This is a genomic window from Streptomyces davaonensis JCM 4913, assembly GCF_000349325.1.
GTDB lineage: Bacteria > Actinomycetota > Actinomycetes > Streptomycetales > Streptomycetaceae > Streptomyces > Streptomyces davaonensis.
Map to the genome: position 1 here is coordinate 7,795,179 of NC_020504.1, position 15,471 is coordinate 7,810,649.

At 69.9% G+C, this 15,471-nt stretch carries 12 protein-coding genes; 9 read left to right on the forward strand and 3 right to left on the reverse strand.

Annotated elements, in window-relative coordinates; all coding sequences use genetic code 11:
• Nucleotides 1-23: 23 nt before the first annotated feature.
• From BN159_RS34460 to BN159_RS34490, 7 genes are all read left to right on the forward strand, one after another.
• Complete coding sequence (locus BN159_RS34460; protein ID WP_015661664.1) at nt 24-914, forward strand: diacylglycerol kinase; 891 nt, start codon at nt 24-26, stop codon at nt 912-914.
• A gap of 40 nt (nt 915-954) precedes the next feature.
• Complete coding sequence (locus BN159_RS34465; RefSeq protein WP_015661665.1) at nt 955-3,810, forward strand: DEAD/DEAH box helicase; 2,856 nt, start codon at nt 955-957, stop codon at nt 3,808-3,810.
• A 362-nt stretch (nt 3,811-4,172) separates the two neighbouring features.
• A complete protein-coding gene (locus BN159_RS34470; RefSeq protein ID WP_015661666.1) occupies nt 4,173-5,786 on the forward strand; it encodes a sensor histidine kinase in 1,614 nt (537 codons plus the stop codon).
• On the forward strand, nt 5,783-6,190 hold the full coding sequence (locus BN159_RS34475) for a roadblock/LC7 domain-containing protein (protein ID WP_015661667.1): 408 nt from the start codon (nt 5,783-5,785) through the stop codon (nt 6,188-6,190). The genes BN159_RS34470 and BN159_RS34475 overlap by 4 nt, the downstream gene beginning before the upstream one ends.
• On the forward strand, nt 6,187-6,588 hold the full coding sequence (locus tag BN159_RS34480) for a DUF742 domain-containing protein (RefSeq protein WP_041820267.1): 402 nt from the start codon (nt 6,187-6,189) through the stop codon (nt 6,586-6,588). The genes BN159_RS34475 and BN159_RS34480 overlap by 4 nt, the downstream gene beginning before the upstream one ends.
• Nucleotides 6,569-7,189: a GTP-binding protein gene (locus tag BN159_RS34485; RefSeq protein ID WP_015661669.1), complete on the forward strand. Its 621-nt coding sequence runs from the start codon at nt 6,569-6,571 to the stop codon at nt 7,187-7,189. Before BN159_RS34480 ends, BN159_RS34485 begins: the two co-directional genes overlap by 20 nt.
• 53 nt (nt 7,190-7,242) lie before the next feature.
• Entirely contained in the window at nt 7,243-8,724 is a 1,482-nt protein-coding gene (locus BN159_RS34490; RefSeq protein ID WP_015661670.1) for a cytochrome P450, read from the forward strand.
• Here BN159_RS34490 and BN159_RS34495 read toward each other — a convergent pair.
• The 3 genes from BN159_RS34495 to BN159_RS34505 form a co-directional block, all read right to left on the reverse strand.
• A complete protein-coding gene (locus tag BN159_RS34495) occupies nt 8,718-9,665 on the reverse strand; it encodes an RluA family pseudouridine synthase (RefSeq protein WP_015661671.1) in 948 nt (315 codons plus the stop codon). The two genes, BN159_RS34490 and BN159_RS34495, sit on opposite strands and share 7 nt — an antisense overlap.
• The gene (locus BN159_RS34500; RefSeq protein ID WP_015661672.1) at nt 9,662-10,504 is read right to left on the reverse strand and encodes a siderophore-interacting protein; all 843 of its coding nucleotides are present in this window, start codon (nt 10,502-10,504) and stop codon (nt 9,662-9,664) included. The genes BN159_RS34495 and BN159_RS34500 overlap by 4 nt, the downstream gene beginning before the upstream one ends.
• A 144-nt stretch (nt 10,505-10,648) precedes the next feature.
• The gene (locus tag BN159_RS34505; RefSeq protein WP_231905776.1) at nt 10,649-11,578 is read right to left on the reverse strand and encodes a 5'-3' exonuclease; all 930 of its coding nucleotides are present in this window, start codon (nt 11,576-11,578) and stop codon (nt 10,649-10,651) included.
• Nucleotides 11,579-11,769: 191 nt separating this feature from the next.
• Between BN159_RS34505 and BN159_RS34510 the strand changes: the two genes are divergently transcribed.
• Entirely contained in the window at nt 11,770-12,816 is a 1,047-nt protein-coding gene (locus BN159_RS34510; protein ID WP_015661674.1) for a quaternary amine ABC transporter ATP-binding protein, read from the forward strand.
• Nucleotides 12,809-15,418 (forward strand): ABC transporter permease/substrate binding protein, encoded by a 2,610-nt coding sequence (locus BN159_RS34515; protein WP_015661675.1) that lies wholly within the window; start codon nt 12,809-12,811, stop codon nt 15,416-15,418. Before BN159_RS34510 ends, BN159_RS34515 begins: the two co-directional genes overlap by 8 nt.
• Nucleotides 15,419-15,471 lie beyond the last annotated feature (53 nt).

Below are 15,471 nucleotides of genomic sequence, written 5' to 3' on the forward strand. Positions count from 1 at the left end.
AAGCAGCTCATAGGGTCTGATCCGTGAGCAGCGAGATCACTCTCTTCGTCAACCCCACCGCGGGCCGCGGCCGGGGCGCCGGTGCGGCGCAGCCGGCCGCTTCCGCTTTGCGGGCGGCCGGGTTCACCGTGCGGACGGTCATCGGCGAGGACTCCGCGGACGCCCTCGTACGCGCGCGTGCCGCCGTCGCGGACGGCACCGGGGCGCTGGTGGCCGTCGGCGGTGACGGCATGGCGAACCTCGCGCTCCAGGCCGTCGCCGGCACCCGCACCCCGCTCGGCCTGGTCGCCGTCGGCACCGGCAACGACTTCGCCCGTGCGCTCGGCCTGCCCGTGCGGGACCCGGCCGCCGCGGGCCGGGTGATCGCCGAGGGGCTCAAGGGCGCCCGGCTGCGCGACGTCGACCTCGGACAGGTCGGCGACCGCTTCTTCGGCACGGTCCTCGCCTCCGGCTTCGACTCCCGGGTCAACGACCGCGGCAACCGGATGCGATGGCCCACCGGCCGCCTCAAGTACGACCTGGCGATGCTCGCCGAGCTGGCCGCCTTCAAGCCCTTCCCGTACCGGATCACGCTCGACGACGGGGAGGCCCGCGAGATCGAGGCCACGCTGGTCGCCGTCGGCAACGGGTCCTCGTACGGCGGCGGGATGCGGATCTGTCCCGGCGCCGATCTCAGAGACGGGCTGTTCGACATCACGATCGTCGGGGACTGCTCCCGGGCCACCCTGCTGAGGGTCTTCCCGAGCGTCTACCGGGGCGGGCACGTCGGCCATCCCAAGGTCACCGTGGTCCGGGCCGCGCGGATCGAGATCACCGCCGAGCACATCACCGGCTACGCCGACGGGGAGCCGCTCGGCCCGCTGCCGCTGACGGCACGCTGCGTGCCCGGAGCGGTACGCGTCGTAGGGCCCTGAGCTGCGGGGATCCAGGGTTTACGGGACCTGGATCCGGATAATGATCGTCCTGTTGTCAGTGGGGCCCGGTACGCTCGAAAGCACGATGACAGAGGACCTCTCACCGGCCGAGCGGTATGCGGCTGCCCGGGTGCGGGCTGCCGAGCAGGCCACCGCGCTCGCCTCCTTCCGCGAGATGTACGACTTCGGCCTCGACCCCTTCCAGATCGAGGCCTGCCAGGCGCTCGAAGCGGGGAAGGGCGTGCTGGTGGCCGCCCCCACCGGCTCCGGCAAGACGATCGTGGGCGAGTTCGCCGTCCACCTCGCCCTCCAGCAGGGCAAGAAGTGCTTCTACACGACACCCATCAAGGCGCTGTCCAACCAGAAGTACTCCGACCTGTGCCGCCGTTACGGCAACGACAAGGTCGGCCTGCTGACCGGCGACAACAGCGTCAACTCCGATGCCCCGGTGGTCGTGATGACCACCGAGGTGCTGCGGAACATGCTGTACGCGGGCTCGCAGACCCTCATCGGCCTGGGCTATGTGGTCATGGACGAGGTGCACTACCTCTCCGACCGGTTCCGCGGCGCCGTATGGGAAGAGGTGATCATCCACCTCCCCGAGTCGGTGACCCTGGTGTCGCTGTCGGCCACCGTGTCCAACGCCGAGGAGTTCGGCGACTGGCTCGACACCGTCCGCGGGGACACCGAGGTGATCGTCTCCGAGCACCGGCCCGTGCCGCTGTTCCAGCACGTGCTCGCCGGACGACGGATGTACGACCTGTTCGAGGAGGGCGAGGGCAGCAAGAAGGCCGTCAACCCCGACCTGACGCGGCTGGCCCGCATGGAGGCTCAACGGCCCTCGTACCAGGACCGCAGACGCGGGCGCGCGATGCGCGAGGCCGATCGTGAGCGGGAGCGCAGACAGCGCTCCCGCGTGTGGACGCCGGGTCGGCCCGAGGTCATCGAGCGGCTCGACGCCGAGGGCCTGCTGCCCGCCATCACCTTCATCTTCAGCCGCGCCGCCTGCGAGGCCGCCGTACAGCAGTGTCTGTACGCCGGACTCCGGCTCAACGACGAGGAGGCGCGGCACAAGGTGCGCGCCTTGGTCGAGGAGCGCACGGCGTCCATTCCCACCGAGGATCTGCACGTCCTCGGGTACTACGAGTGGCTGGAGGGCCTGGAGCGCGGGATCGCCGCCCATCACGCGGGCATGCTGCCGACGTTCAAGGAGGTCGTCGAGGAGCTGTTCGTGCGCGGTCTGGTCAAGGCCGTGTTCGCCACCGAGACCCTCGCGCTCGGCATCAACATGCCCGCCCGCTCGGTGGTGTTGGAGAAGCTCGTCAAGTGGAACGGCGAGCAGCACGCCGACATCACCCCGGGCGAGTACACCCAGCTCACCGGCCGCGCGGGCCGTCGAGGCATCGACGTCGAGGGCCATGCCGTCGTGCTCTGGCAGCGCGGGATGAGCCCCGAGCACCTCGCGGGGCTCGCGGGCACGCGTACGTATCCGCTGCGCTCCAGCTTCAAGCCGTCGTACAACATGGCCGTCAACCTCGTCGAGCAGTTCGGGCGGCATCGCTCGCGTGAGCTGCTGGAGACGTCGTTCGCGCAGTTCCAGGCCGACAAGTCGGTCGTCGGGATCTCCCGGCAGGTGCAGCGCAACGAGGAGGGGCTCGAAGGCTACAAGGAGTCGATGACCTGCCACCTCGGCGACTTCGACGAGTATGCGCGGCTGCGGCGGGAGTTGAAGGACCGGGAGACCGAGCTGGCCCGGCAGGGCGCCGCCCAGCGGCGGGCCGAGGCCGCGGTCGCGCTGGAGAAGCTCAAGCCCGGCGATGTCATCCATGTGCCGACCGGGAAGTACGCCGGTCTCGCGCTGGTGCTGGACCCGGGGCTGCCCGCCGGGCGGTCCAACGGCCACCGCGGCTTCGACCACCACGACGGGCCGCGGCCCTTGGTGCTCACCGCCGAGCGGCAGGTCAAGCGGCTCGCCTCGATGGACTTCCCGGTGCCGGTCGAGGCACTGGAGCGGATGCGGATCCCCAAGTCCTTCAACCCGCGCTCCCCGCAGTCCCGTCGGGACCTCGCCTCCGCGCTGCGCACCAAGGCGGGGCACATTCCGCCGGAGCGGGCCCGCAAGAAGCGGTCGCAGGCCGCCGACGACCGGGAGATCGCCCGGCTGCGCACCGCGATCCGCGCGCACCCCTGCCACGGGTGCAACGACCGTGAGGACCACGCCCGTTGGGCCGAGCGGTATCACCGGCTGCTGCGGGACACCTCGCAGCTGGAGCGGCGGATCGAGGGCCGCACCAACACCATCGCGCGCACCTTCGACCGGATCGTGGCGCTGCTGACCGAGCTGGACTATCTGCGCGCCGACGAGGTCACCGAGCACGGCAAGCGGCTCGCGCGGCTGTACGGCGAGCTGGATCTGCTGGCCAGTGAATGTCTGCGGGCGGGTGTCTGGGAGGGCCTGGCTCCCGCGGAACTCGCCGCGTGTGTCTCCGCGTTGGTGTACGAGGCGCGGGTCGGGGACGACGCGATGGCGCCGAAGCTGCCGTCCGGGAAGGCCAAGGCCGCGCTGGGGGAGATGGTCCGGATCTGGGGACGTCTTGACGCCCTTGAGGAGGACTTCCGGATCAACCAGACCGAAGGGGTCGGGCAGCGGGAGCCCGATCTGGGCTTCGCCTGGGCCGCGTACATGTGGGCCAGTGGCAAGGGCCTTGACGAGGTGCTGCGGGAGGCGGAGATGCCGGCCGGGGACTTCGTGCGCTGGTGCAAGCAGGTGATCGATGTGCTGGGGCAGATCTCGGCGGCGGCTCCGTCCCGGGAGGGCTCGTCCGTGGCGAAGGCCGCGCGCAAGGCGGTCGACCAGTTGCTGCGAGGAGTGGTCGCCTACTCGTCGGTGGGCTGATTCGCCGACCGTGCCGATGGCGGGCGCGGGGTGGTGCGCGGTGGTTCGCGCACGGCCCCGCGCCTTCTTTTTTCACTCATCACGGTGAGTTGCCTCGCACCGGCGTCCACTGTGACGCACTGTGTGCGATTGATCTCCCTACGTACAAATGGAGTTGAGGGTACTCCTGCCGCAGGGGTGATTTCAGGTGCTTGCTGAATATGACACGGCGATGATCCGCTCGGACTAAGCTCGCCCGCGGCGCACCGAGTTGAGGCGTATTCGTGCGCTTGTTCCAAAACCTCCCGTAGATCCAGAACATTCCTTGACGTACCCCCCTTGCATGTCCCCCTACTCCCAGCCGATTCCTTCAGAGGGCCCACATGGTGAGTGTTCAACCCCCTCCCGCCTCCCAGCCCCGACGCCGTGAACTGCCGTACGCGCGCGTGCTGTTGCCGCCCGCCATACTGATGGCCGCGGCGACCGGAGCCGCCACCGCCCTGGTGACGGGGCCGGCCCGGGCGGCCGTCGGCTGGTGCGGCGCCGTCGCCACGGTCCTGGTGATCGCGACCGCCGCCCAGGTCGTGCGCCGCGGCCGCGCCCTGCGCAGCGCGCGTGAGGAGCACGCCCGTAACACCGCGTATCTGGAGCGGCGCGTCGCCGCCCATCAGCACGAGATGGACCGGCTCGCCCGGGAGATCGTGCCCGTCGCGATCGATTACATGCACCGCGGCAATTCGCCCGCTGAGGTGATTCGCCATCTCGGTGAGCTCGACCCGTCGTATCGCGAACTCTCCACGCCCGAGCTGTGGCTGGTGGAGCGGGTGCTGCACATCATCGACGAGGAGGAGGCGCTGCGGGACTCCGCCCAGCGCTCCTTCGTCAACATCGCCCGCCGCGTCCAGGCGATCGTGCACCAGCAGAACAAGGAACTCCTCGAGATGGAGGAGGACCACGGCCGCAACCCCGAGGTCTTCGACGACCTGCTGCGCATCGACCACGGCACCGCGCTGATCGGCCGGCTCGCCGACTCCATCTCCGTCCTTGGTGGCGGCCGCCCCGGCCGCCAGTGGCCCGAGCCCGTCGCGCTCTACAGCGTGCTGCGCGGCGCCATGTCGCGCATCCTGGAGTACCGGCGGATCTCGCTGGACAACATCGCCAAGGTCAACATCCGCGGTATCTCGGTCGAGCCGGTCATCCACGCCGCCGCCGAACTCCTCGACAACGCCACCCGCTACTCGCCGCCGCAGACCAAGGTGCACGTCACCGCCACCGAGGTGCAGACCGGCGTCGCCATCGAGATCGAGGACGCCGGGGTCAGCCTCAGCGAGGAGGCCCGCGCCAAGGTCGAGGGCATGCTGGAGGCCGCCAAGGCCGGCGTCGACCTCCAGGAGCTCGGCGACACCCCCCGCCTCGGCCTCGCCGTCGTGGGCCGCCTGTGCACCGCCTTCGACATGCAGGTCAGCCTGCGCAGTTCGGCGTACGGCGGCGTCCGCGCCGTGCTCATCGTGCCGCGCGAGATGATCACCAGCGATCCCGCGCCCGGCTACGCCCACGGCATCGGCGCCGCCGCCGCCCCGCTGCCGGAACTCGGTGCCCTCGAAGGACCCAAGCGCAAGCCCAAGACGCGCCGCCCCACCAATCCGCGCATCCCGGAAGGGCTCTCCCTGGAGGACGACGTCCCGGTCGTCACCGAGTGGACCCCCAACGGCCTGCCGCAGCGCCGCAGCCGGGTCAAGACCCCGCTCAGCGAGCGGATCGCCCAGCAGGCCAAGGCCGAGCGCGAGGACCAGGAACGCGTCGCCCGCGGCGAGAAGCCCCTGTGGGGCACCATCAAGCCCGACCCCGCACCCGAGCCCGAGGACGACACCCCGCCCGGCCTGTGGGTGGAGGCCTTCTGGGAGGGCCTCAAGCGCGACCCCGATCCCAGTGCAGTCCGCCAGCCGACCAACGAACCGGCCCACGCCCCGGCCGATGACGAGGGGGACCTCAAGTGATCCAGCAGCGAGCCAACTTCGACTGGATGCTCAAGGATCTTGCCGACGGCGTACCCGGCATCGAGATGATCGTCGTGCTCTCCGCCGACGGTCTGCGCATCGCCCGGCACGGCGGCGACCCCGACGCCGCCGACCGGGTCGCCGCGGCCTGCGCGGGCCTCCAGAGCCTCGCAGGCGCCGTCGCGCACGAGATCCCGGACAGCGACGGCAAGATGAAGCTGGTCATCATCGAGATCAACCGCGGCTACTTCTATCTGATGGCCGCGGGGCCCAACGCCTATCTCGCGGTCCTCTCCGACACGTTCGCCGAGCCCGGACTCATGAGCAACCGGATGCGTGACCTGGTCGACCGGATCGGACCGCACCTGACCAGCCCGCCCCGGCGCAACGGGCAGACCGTATGACTCCTCCGCAACGCCAGAGGCGGACCCCCAGGCCACAGCCGCAGCCCGCCCCGCCGCCGCCCGAGGAGGGGGTGCGCAGGAACCCCGAACGGATGTTCGTGGTCGGCGGTGACGGCGAGGCACGCGCCGATCTCGACCTCGTCACCTTAATCGTGGCGCGCGCCGAGCCACCGCCCTCCAGTACGCCCGAGCAGTCGGCGCTGCTCCGGCTCTGCACGGCCCCGCTGTCGGTGGCCGAGCTGTCCGCATATCTCAGCCTCCCGTTCAGCGTGGTGACCGTCGTGCTCACCGACATGCTGGCGGACGAACTGGTAGAGGCGCACAAGCCGCTCGTGCGGCAGTCGGTCGCCGACCGTTCCCTCCTCGAAGCGGTGATGCATGGACTTCAAAAACTCTGACACCATCCCGGGCCCACGCAGCGAGGACCGGCTGCCGCAGACCGCCCAGGCCGCGGTGAAGATCGTGATCGTGGGCGGGTTCGGCGTCGGGAAGACGACCATGGTCGGCTCGGTCAGCGAGATCCGCCCGCTGACCACCGAGGAGACCATGACGCAGGCGGGCATCGGCGTCGACGACAACTTCGGTTCCGACACCAAGACCGCCACCACCGTCGCCATGGACTTCGGCCGGATCAGCATCACCGAGAAGCTCGTCCTCTACCTCTTCGGCACGCCCGGCCAGGAGCGCTTCTGGTTCCTGTGGAACGGCCTCTTCGAGGGCGCGCTGGGCGCGGTGGTGCTGATCGACACCCGCCGCCTGGAGGTCAGCTTCGATGTCATAGGGCGCCTGGAGGAGCGCGGTGTGCCCTTCGTGGTCGCCGTCAACTCCTTCCCGGACGCGCCCCGTTACGCCATCGACGAACTGCGGCAGGCACTCGACCTGGCGCCGGAGATCCCCATCGTCGAGTGTGACGCCCGGCGCCGCGCCTCCAGCCGGGACACCCTCATGACCCTGATGCGCTTCCTGCACTCGCTCGCCATGACGGGCGCGCTCACCTGACCGACGTATCCGACCCGAACTCCCCGACACCGGATCCACTTCGGAGCGACCACGTGACGCCTGAATCCCACTCCCTGACCGGCACGGACGACCCCCGTTCCGGGCCGCCCCCCGGCTGCCCCGCCCATGGCCTCGGGCCGGGGGAACTGCGCCGGCTCTACGGCCCCGACGCGGAGGACCTGGACGACCTGTACGAGGAACTGCGCGACGAGCACGGGCCGGTGGCGCCCGTGCTGCTCCACGACGACGTGCCGATGTGGGTGGTCCTCGGGCATGCGGAGAACCTGCACATGCTCCGCACGCCCTCGACGTACTGCCGCGACAGCCGCATCTGGTCCCCGCTGCTGGAAGGCATGGTCAAGCCCGACCATCCGCTGATGCCGCACATCGCCTGGGAGCCGATCTGCTCCTATGCCGAGGGCGACGAGCACCTCCGGCTGCGCGGCGCGGTCACCGGTGCCATGTCCACCATCGACTACCGCGGCATCCGGCGCTACATCAACCGCTCGACCCAGCGCCTGGTGAACCAGTTCTGCGAGCAGGGCCGGGCCGATCTGGTCGGCCAGTTCGCCGAGCATCTGCCTATGGCGGTGATGTGCGAGATCCTCGGCATGCCCGAGGAGTACAACGACCGGATGGTGCAGGCCACCCGGGACATGCTGCGCGGCACCGAGACCGCCATCGCCAGCCACGCCTACGTCATGGGCACGCTCCAGCGGCTCACCGAGCGCCGCCGGGTCGAGCCCGCCGCGGATTTCGCGAGCCAGCTGATGAGCCACCCGGCCCGGCTCACCGACGACGAGGTCACCAAGCACCTCTGGGTCGTGCTGATGGCGGCCTACGAGGCCACCGCCAACCTCATCGCCAATGTCCTGCGCATGGTCCTCACCGACCCGCGGTTCCGCGCCCAGCTCAAGGGCGGTCAGATGACCGTGCCCGAGGCGGTCGAGCAGTCCCTGTGGAACGAGCCGCCGTTCAGCACCGTCTTTGCCTACTACGCCAAGCAGAACACGGAGTTGGGCGGCAAGCGGATCCGCAAGGGCGACGGTCTGCTGTTCGGTATCGCGCCGGGCAATGTGGACCCGCGGGTGCGGCCCGACCTCGCCGCGAACATGCAGGGCAACCGCTCCCATCTCGCCTTCGGCGGCGGCCCGCACGAATGCCCCGGCCAGGACATCGCCCGTGGCATCGCCGACGTCGGTGTGGACGCGCTGCTGATGCGGCTGCCGGACGTCCGGCTCGACTGCGACGAGGAGGATCTGACCTGGCGTCAGTCGATCTCCTCCCGGCACCTGGTGGATCTCCCGGTCCGCTTCGAGCCGAAGGCGCAGCAGGACGTGATGCTCAGGCCGGGCCTCAACCAGGTACCGGCTCAGCGCCCGGCCTGGCAGGTCAGCTCCGCACCGCCCCCGCAGCCCCAGCCGGCCCCGCAGCCCGCGCCCATGCCCGCCGCCGCACCGCCGGTGCCGACGCCACAACCGCAGCGCGGGCCGAGCGCCTGGCGCCGCTTCGTCCGCTGGTGGAGGGGTTACTGACCGTCCCAGGTGTCGTACGACGCCCAGGCACCGAGCACCCGGCCGCTCCGGAACCGGTGCTCGGCCCCGGTGACCGGGTCGGTGAACTCCAGCGCCCGCGCCAGCAGTTGGAGCGGGCGCCGGAAGTCACCGGCCGGCACGGGGTCGGTGACCACGGGATAGAGCGGGTCGCCGAGGATCGGTACGCCGAGGGCGGTCATATGGACGCGCAGTTGATGGGTCTGCCCGGTGGCGGGCCGTAGCAGGTACCGCCCGAGCCCGTCGCCGCGGTGCTCGGCGAGTTCCACCCGGCTCACGGCGTTGGGCTCGCCCGCCACCTCCCGCGCGGCCAACTCCCCGCGCTCCTTGACGATCCGGCTGCGCACGGTCGTGGGCAGCCGGAGCGCGGGATCGTACGGCGCGACGGCCTCGTACTCCTTGTGCACGAGCTTGTCGCGGAACAGCGTCTGGTACGCCCCGCGTTCCTCGGGTCGCACCGTGAACAGCACGAGCCCGGCGGTGAGCCGGTCGAGGCGGTGGGCGGCGCCGAGGGCGGGCAGGCCGAGTTCGCGGCGCAGGCGGGCGAGGGCGGTCTCCTTGACGTGACTGCCGCGCGGGGTGGTGGCCAGGAAGTGCGGCTTGTCGACGACGACGATGTGTTCGTCGCGATGGACGATCTCCAGCGGGAACGGCACGGGGACCTCGTCCGCCAACTCCCGGTGGAACCAGACGAACATCCCTGGCGTGTAGGCCGTATCGCGCGTGAGGGCCTGTCCGTCGGCCCCGAAGAACAGCCCCTCCTCGAACATCCGCTCCACGACCCCGTCCCCTGCGGAGAGCCGCTCGACGAGATGCTCCCGTACGGTTCCCCACCGTCCTTCGCCCGGCAGCCGTACCCGCACCGGGTCGACACCGTCGCGCTGGGGCAGCGGGGAAGGCGGGGGAGGGGTCCTGCGTCTCACGCCGAGGGCGCGCTTTCCTGTTCCGCCTCGATGCGGGCGTTCCACTCCCGCTTGGACGCCTGCCAGCCGTCCTCGTTGTGGCCGAGGCGCCAGTAGCCGGAGATGGAGAGGTCCTCGCGGGGGATCTCGCGCTCGACGCGCAGCAGGCGGCGGAGGTCCTTCACGAAGGCGGCCTCGCCGTGGACGAAGGCGTGCAGCCGGCCCTCGGGGAAGGGCAGGGCCCGGACCGCCTCGGAGACGGCCTGGCCGACCGGACGGTCGCCGCGGTGCAGCCAGGTCACGTCCACGTCGGAGTCGATCTTCTGCTCCTCCTCCGGACCCGCGACCTCCACGAAGGCGAACGCCTGCGCGCCGGCGGGCAGCGCTTCGAGGGAGCGGGCGATGGCGGGCAGCGCGCTCTCGTCGCCGACGAGGAGATGCCAGTCCGCGGTGGGATCGGGGGCGTAGGCGCCGCCGGGGCCCATGAAGCGCACGGTCTCACCCGGCTCGGCCCGCAGTGACCAGGGGCCCGCGATGCCCTCGTCGCCGTGGATCACGAAATCGAGGGTCAGCTCACGGTGCTCGGCGTCCCAGGCGCGGACCGTGTAGGTCCGGGTCACCGGCCACTGCTCGCGCGGGAACTCCTCCCGGATCCGCTCCAGGTCGAAGGGCTCGGGATAGGTGACGCCCTCGGGGCCGAAGAGCAGCTTCACATAGTGGTCCGTGCAGGTGTCGGCCGTGAACCCGGCCAGACCCTCCCCGCCGAGCACCACGCGCTGCATGTGCGGGGTCAGCCGCTCGGTGCGGACGACCTGCGCGGAGTGGGGCCTGCGCGGCTTGCGGGCAGGGCGTTCTGCCATGACGGCCTCCCTCTATAAGCTTAGGTTTACCTAAGTTAGCACCTTCATCCAGCTTTTGACTCCTGCGGCAAAGGGCGTGAAGGAGAATTTAAGGGACGAATTCCCTTCTCAGTGAACCTCATTCACTCGATGGGGAACGTTCCTTCACACCGCCAGCGTCGTCAGCAGCCGCTGCAAAGATCCCCCGAGCCCCCAGCGCTCCGCCAGCCCCTGGAGTGCGGCCTGATCGTGCGGAGTGCGGGGGAGTGCGGTCTCCACGTCCGGCAACGGTACGTCGTCCGCGACCCGCACGACCGTCGGCGCCACCGCCACATACGGCCGCGACTCGTCCAGCCGCTTGCGCTGCGTGGGTGTGAGCTTCGCCTTGGGGTCGTCCAGCGCCGCCATGATCCCGCCCAGGTCGCCGAACTCGGCCAGCAGCTTGGCCGCCGTCTTCTCGCCGATCCCCGGCACCCCCGGCAGTCCGTCGCTCGGGTCGCCGCGCAGCAGCGCCAGATCCGCGTACCCCCGGCCGTCCACGCCGTACTTCTCGCGCAGCCATGCCTCGTCGGTCATCTGGAGCGTGCCCACGCCCTTGAGCGGGTACAGCACCCGGATCCCGCGCGCGTCGTCCACCAGCTGGTACAGATCGCGGTCCCCGGTGACGATGTCCACCGGGCCCTTCGCCCGCGCGGTGAAGGTGCCGATCACATCGTCCGCCTCGTACCCCGCGACGCCCACGCGCGCGATGCCCAGCGCGTCGAGCACCGCCTCGATGACCGGGACCTGGGGCGAGAGGGTGTCCGGCACCTCCTCCTCGTCCGGACCGGTCTCGTGCTCCTCGGCGACGCGGTGCGCCTTGTACGAGGGGATGAGGTCGACCCGCCACTGCGGGCGCCAGTCGGCGTCCATGCACGCCACCAGGGCGTCCGGACGGTGGTCCTTGACCAGGCGGTCGATGAAGTCCAGCAGACCGCGCACGGCGTTCACCGGAGTGCCGTCCGGGGCCTTCACGGAGTCCGGGACGCCGAAGTAGGCGCGGAAGTAGAGCGAGGCGGTGTCGAGAAGCATCAGTCGTCCGGTCACGCAACGCATCATGCCGTACCCCACTGACACCGGCTTTCCGGCGCAACGTGTTGCGTTCTGCGCATCGGGTTGTGAGCTGGCCCACTTGTTCGTTTGTGCTCGGAGATCAGGGGCAGGCGCGCCTCGGAGCGGTGTAGTTGCTGCATTCAACTGTTGCGCGACGCGCTCCGTTTTCCTTGCCGTCGAAACAAGAGGTACGCGTGTCAGCGAGACTAGAGGCCGAACATCTCTACAAGGTGTTCGGCAGGCGAGAAGAGCAGGCGGTCGAGCGGCTCCGCGCCGGAGCCGACCGGGAGGAACTGCGCGCCGACGGCACCACCGCCGCCGTCATCGACGCCTCCTTCACCGTGGAACCCGGCCAGATCTTCGTCGTCATGGGCCTGTCCGGCTCGGGCAAGTCCACGCTGCTGCGCATGCTCAACGGCCTGCTGGAGCCGACCGCCGGACACGTCCGCTTCGACGGCCAGGACCTGACCGCGCTCAGCGCGCGCGACCTGCGCGCGGTCCGCGCCAACAAGATCAGCATGGTCTTCCAGCACTTCGCGCTCTTCCCGCACCGCAGCGTCGTCGAGAACGCCGCCTACGGCCTTGAGGTCCAGGGCGTCGCCAAGGCCGAGCGCCTCGCGCGGGCCACCGAGGCGCTGGAGCTGTGCGGCCTCAAGGGCTGGGAGAAGTCCTGGCCCGACGAGCTGTCCGGCGGTATGCAGCAGCGCGTCGGCCTCGCCCGCGCCCTCGCCACCGACGCCGACCTGCTGCTCATGGACGAGTCCTTCAGCGCGCTCGACCCGCTGATCCGCCGTGACATGCAGGACCAGCTGCTGGAACTCCAGACCGAGCTGAAGAAGACGATCGTCTTCATCACCCACGACCTCAACGAGGCCATGCGCCTCGGTGACCGCGTCGCCGTGATGCGCGACGGCCGGATCGTCCAGATCGGCACCGCCGAGGACATCCTGGTGCGCCCCGCCGACGACTACGTCGCCTCCTTCACCCAGGACGTCGACCGCTCCCGGGTGCTCACCGCGGCCGCCGTGATGGACAAGGACGTACGCGGGGACGAGGCCGACTGCGGCTGCGAGAGCGGCTGCGAGACCGCGACGCCCGACACGCCGTTCACCGAACTCTGCGCGATCAGCGCCCGGTTGAGCCACCCGGTGGCGGTGCTGGACGCGCAGCGGCAGCTCGTGGGCGTGGTCCCGAACCGGCGATTGATCAGCTTCCTCGGTGAGGAGGCCGCCCGTGCCTAGGATCGAGTTCGGTGCGTGGGTCAACGACGGGGTCGAGTGGCTCACCACCCACATGGGCTGGCTGTTCGACTTCTTCGAGCAGGTCTTCCGCGGCGCCTACGACGGCGTCGACGCCGTCCTCCAGGCCCCTGAACCCCTGCTGCTGGTAGGCATCTTCGCGGTGATCGCGTGCTGGCTGCGCGGCACGCTCGCCAGTGCCCTCACCTTCGTGGGCTTCGCCTTCGTCATCTCCCTCGACCTGTGGGAGGACGCGATGGTGACCCTGTCGCTGGTCCTCGTCGCCACGGTCATCGCGCTGGTGATCTCGGTGCCGCTCGGCATCTGGGCGGCGCGCTCCAACCGGGTCAGCGCGATCGTGCGGCCCGGCCTTGACCTGATGCAGACGCTGCCCGCGATGGTCTACCTGATCCCGGCGATCCTCTTCTTCGGCAGCGGCGCCGCCGCGGGCATCGTCGCCACCCTCGTCTTCGCGCTCGCCCCCGGTGTGCGCATGACCGAGCTGGGCATCCGCCAGGTCGACAAGGAACTGGTCGAGGCCGCCGAGGCGTTCGGCACCAGCCCCCGCGACACCCTGCTGCGCGTCCAGCTCCCGCTCGCCCTGCCCACCGTGATGGCCGGCGTCAACCAGGTCATCATGCTCGGCCTGTCCATGGCGGCCATCGCCGGCATGGTCGGCACCGGCGGCCTCGGCGGCGACGTCAACGAGGCCATCGGCCAGCTCAACATCGGCCTCGGCGCCGAGGCGGGCATCGCCATCGTGATCCTGGCGATCTACCTGGACCGGATGACCAGCGCGCTGGGCACCCAGGTCTCCCCGCTCGGCCGCCGCGCCGCCGCCCGGCTGCGCGCCGCACAGGGCCTGACGATCTGGTCCTACCGCCCCCGCGCCTCCGTCGCCGTGGTCGGCGTCGTGGTGCTCGCGCTCGTCGCGGGCGGCATGGGCGTCTTCGGCGGCGACAAGACCGAGCCGGTCGCCGACGGCACCGACGTCGGCCAGGGCAAGAAGATCAGCATCGGCTACATCCCCTGGGACGAGGGCGTCGCCTCCACCTTCCTGTGGAAGGAGATCCTGGAGCAGCGCGGCTACGAGGTCGAGGCCAAGCAGTTCGACGCGGGCCCCCTCTACACCTCGCTCGCCCAGGGCGACATCGACTTCCAGACCGACTCCTGGCTGCCCGTCACCCACGAGCAGTACTGGAAGAAGTACGGCTCCCAACTGGACGACCTGGGCTCCTGGTACGGCCCGACCTCCCTCGAACTGAGCGTGCCCGCCTACATGAAGGACGTCGACTCCCTCGACGACCTCAAGGGCAAGGCCGGGCAATTCGACGGGAAGATCACCGGCATCGAGTCCAGCGCCGGAATGATGAGCCTGCTCAAGAGCAAGGTCCTCAAGGAGTACGGCCTGGACCAGGAGTTCAAGGTCGTCGACAGCTCCACCCCCGCCATGCTGGCCGAGCTGAAGCGGGCGTACGACAAGAAGGAACCGATCGTCGTCACGCTGTGGTCGCCGCACTGGGCGTACAGCGACTACAAGCTGAAGAAGCTCAAGGACCCCAAGGGTGCCTGGGGCAAGGGCGACGGCGTGCACACGCTGTCCCGCAAGGGCTTCGCCCAGGAGAACCCGGTCGTCGGTGAGTGGCTGAAGAACTTCGAGCTCACCGAGGACCGGCTCACCGGCCTGGAGTCGGAGATCGTCAAGGCCGGAAAGGGCCGCCAGCAGGACGCCGTGCGCACCTGGCTCAAGGACCAGCCCGGTCTCGTCGACAAGCTCGCCCCGGTCAAGGACACCGAGATCCCGGCCGAGGCGAAGCGTCCGCTGGACGTGGCCTGGTTCCCCTGGGACGAGGACATCGCCGTCACCTACCTCTGGAAGAACGTCCTGGAGCGGCGCGGCTACCGGCTGAACCTCAAGCAGATGGACGTCGGCCCGGTCTACACGGGCCTGGCCTCCGGCGATCTGGATCTCAACTTCGACGCCTGGCTGCCGTATGCCCAGAAGAACTACTGGGACAAGAGCAAGGACAAGCTGCACGACCTGGGGACCTGGTACGAGCCCACCTCGCTGGAGCTCGCCGTGCCGTCCTACGTGAAGGGCGTGGACTCGCTGGAGGACCTCAAGGGCAAGGGGGACACCTTCGACGGGAAGATCGTCGGGATCGAGCCGGGCACCGGGGAGATGAACCTCCTCAAGACCGAGGTGCTGCCCGGCTACGGCCTGGACGAGGAGTACGAGGTCGTCGACGGCTCCACCCCGGCGATGCTCGCCGAGCTGAAGCGGGCCTACGCCAAGAAGGAGCCCATCGCCGTCGTGCTGTGGTCGCCGCACTGGGCGTACAGCGAGTACGAGCTGACCAAGCTCGAGGACCCGCAGAAGTACTTCGGAGAGGGCAACACGATCCGGACGATCTCCAACCAGGAGTTCCCCGAGCTTTACCCCCGGCTCACCCGGTGGATCAAGAATTTCCGGATGAGCGAGGACGAGCTGGGCACCCTGGAACAGGAGATCAAGGACCGCGGCCAGGGCCATGAGGAAGAGGCCGTCGCCGCGTGGCTCAAGGAGCACCCTGACATGGTTCAGCGGATGGCACCGGCCGCCTAGTCCCGCGCGAGCCCCGATTCCGGCGGGCGTCCGGCACACCTGACCGTGCCGGA

Excerpts from the sequence above, each read along its gene's own strand:
- BN159_RS34465 (WP_015661665.1), top strand. The coding sequence starts at position 955 with ATGATCGTCCTGTTGTCAGTGGGGCCCGGTACGCTCGAAAGCACGATG.
- BN159_RS34470 (WP_015661666.1), top strand. The coding sequence starts at position 4,173 with ATGGTGAGTGTTCAACCCCCTCCCGCCTCCCAGCCCCGACGCCGTGAA.
- BN159_RS34480 (WP_041820267.1), top strand. The coding sequence starts at position 6,187 with ATGACTCCTCCGCAACGCCAGAGGCGGACCCCCAGGCCACAGCCGCAG.
- BN159_RS34485 (WP_015661669.1), top strand. The coding sequence starts at position 6,569 with ATGGACTTCAAAAACTCTGACACCATCCCGGGCCCACGCAGCGAGGAC.
- BN159_RS34500 (WP_015661672.1), bottom strand. The coding sequence starts at position 10,504 with ATGGCAGAACGCCCTGCCCGCAAGCCGCGCAGGCCCCACTCCGCGCAG.
- BN159_RS34505 (WP_231905776.1), bottom strand. The coding sequence starts at position 11,578 with ATGCGTTGCGTGACCGGACGACTGATGCTTCTCGACACCGCCTCGCTC.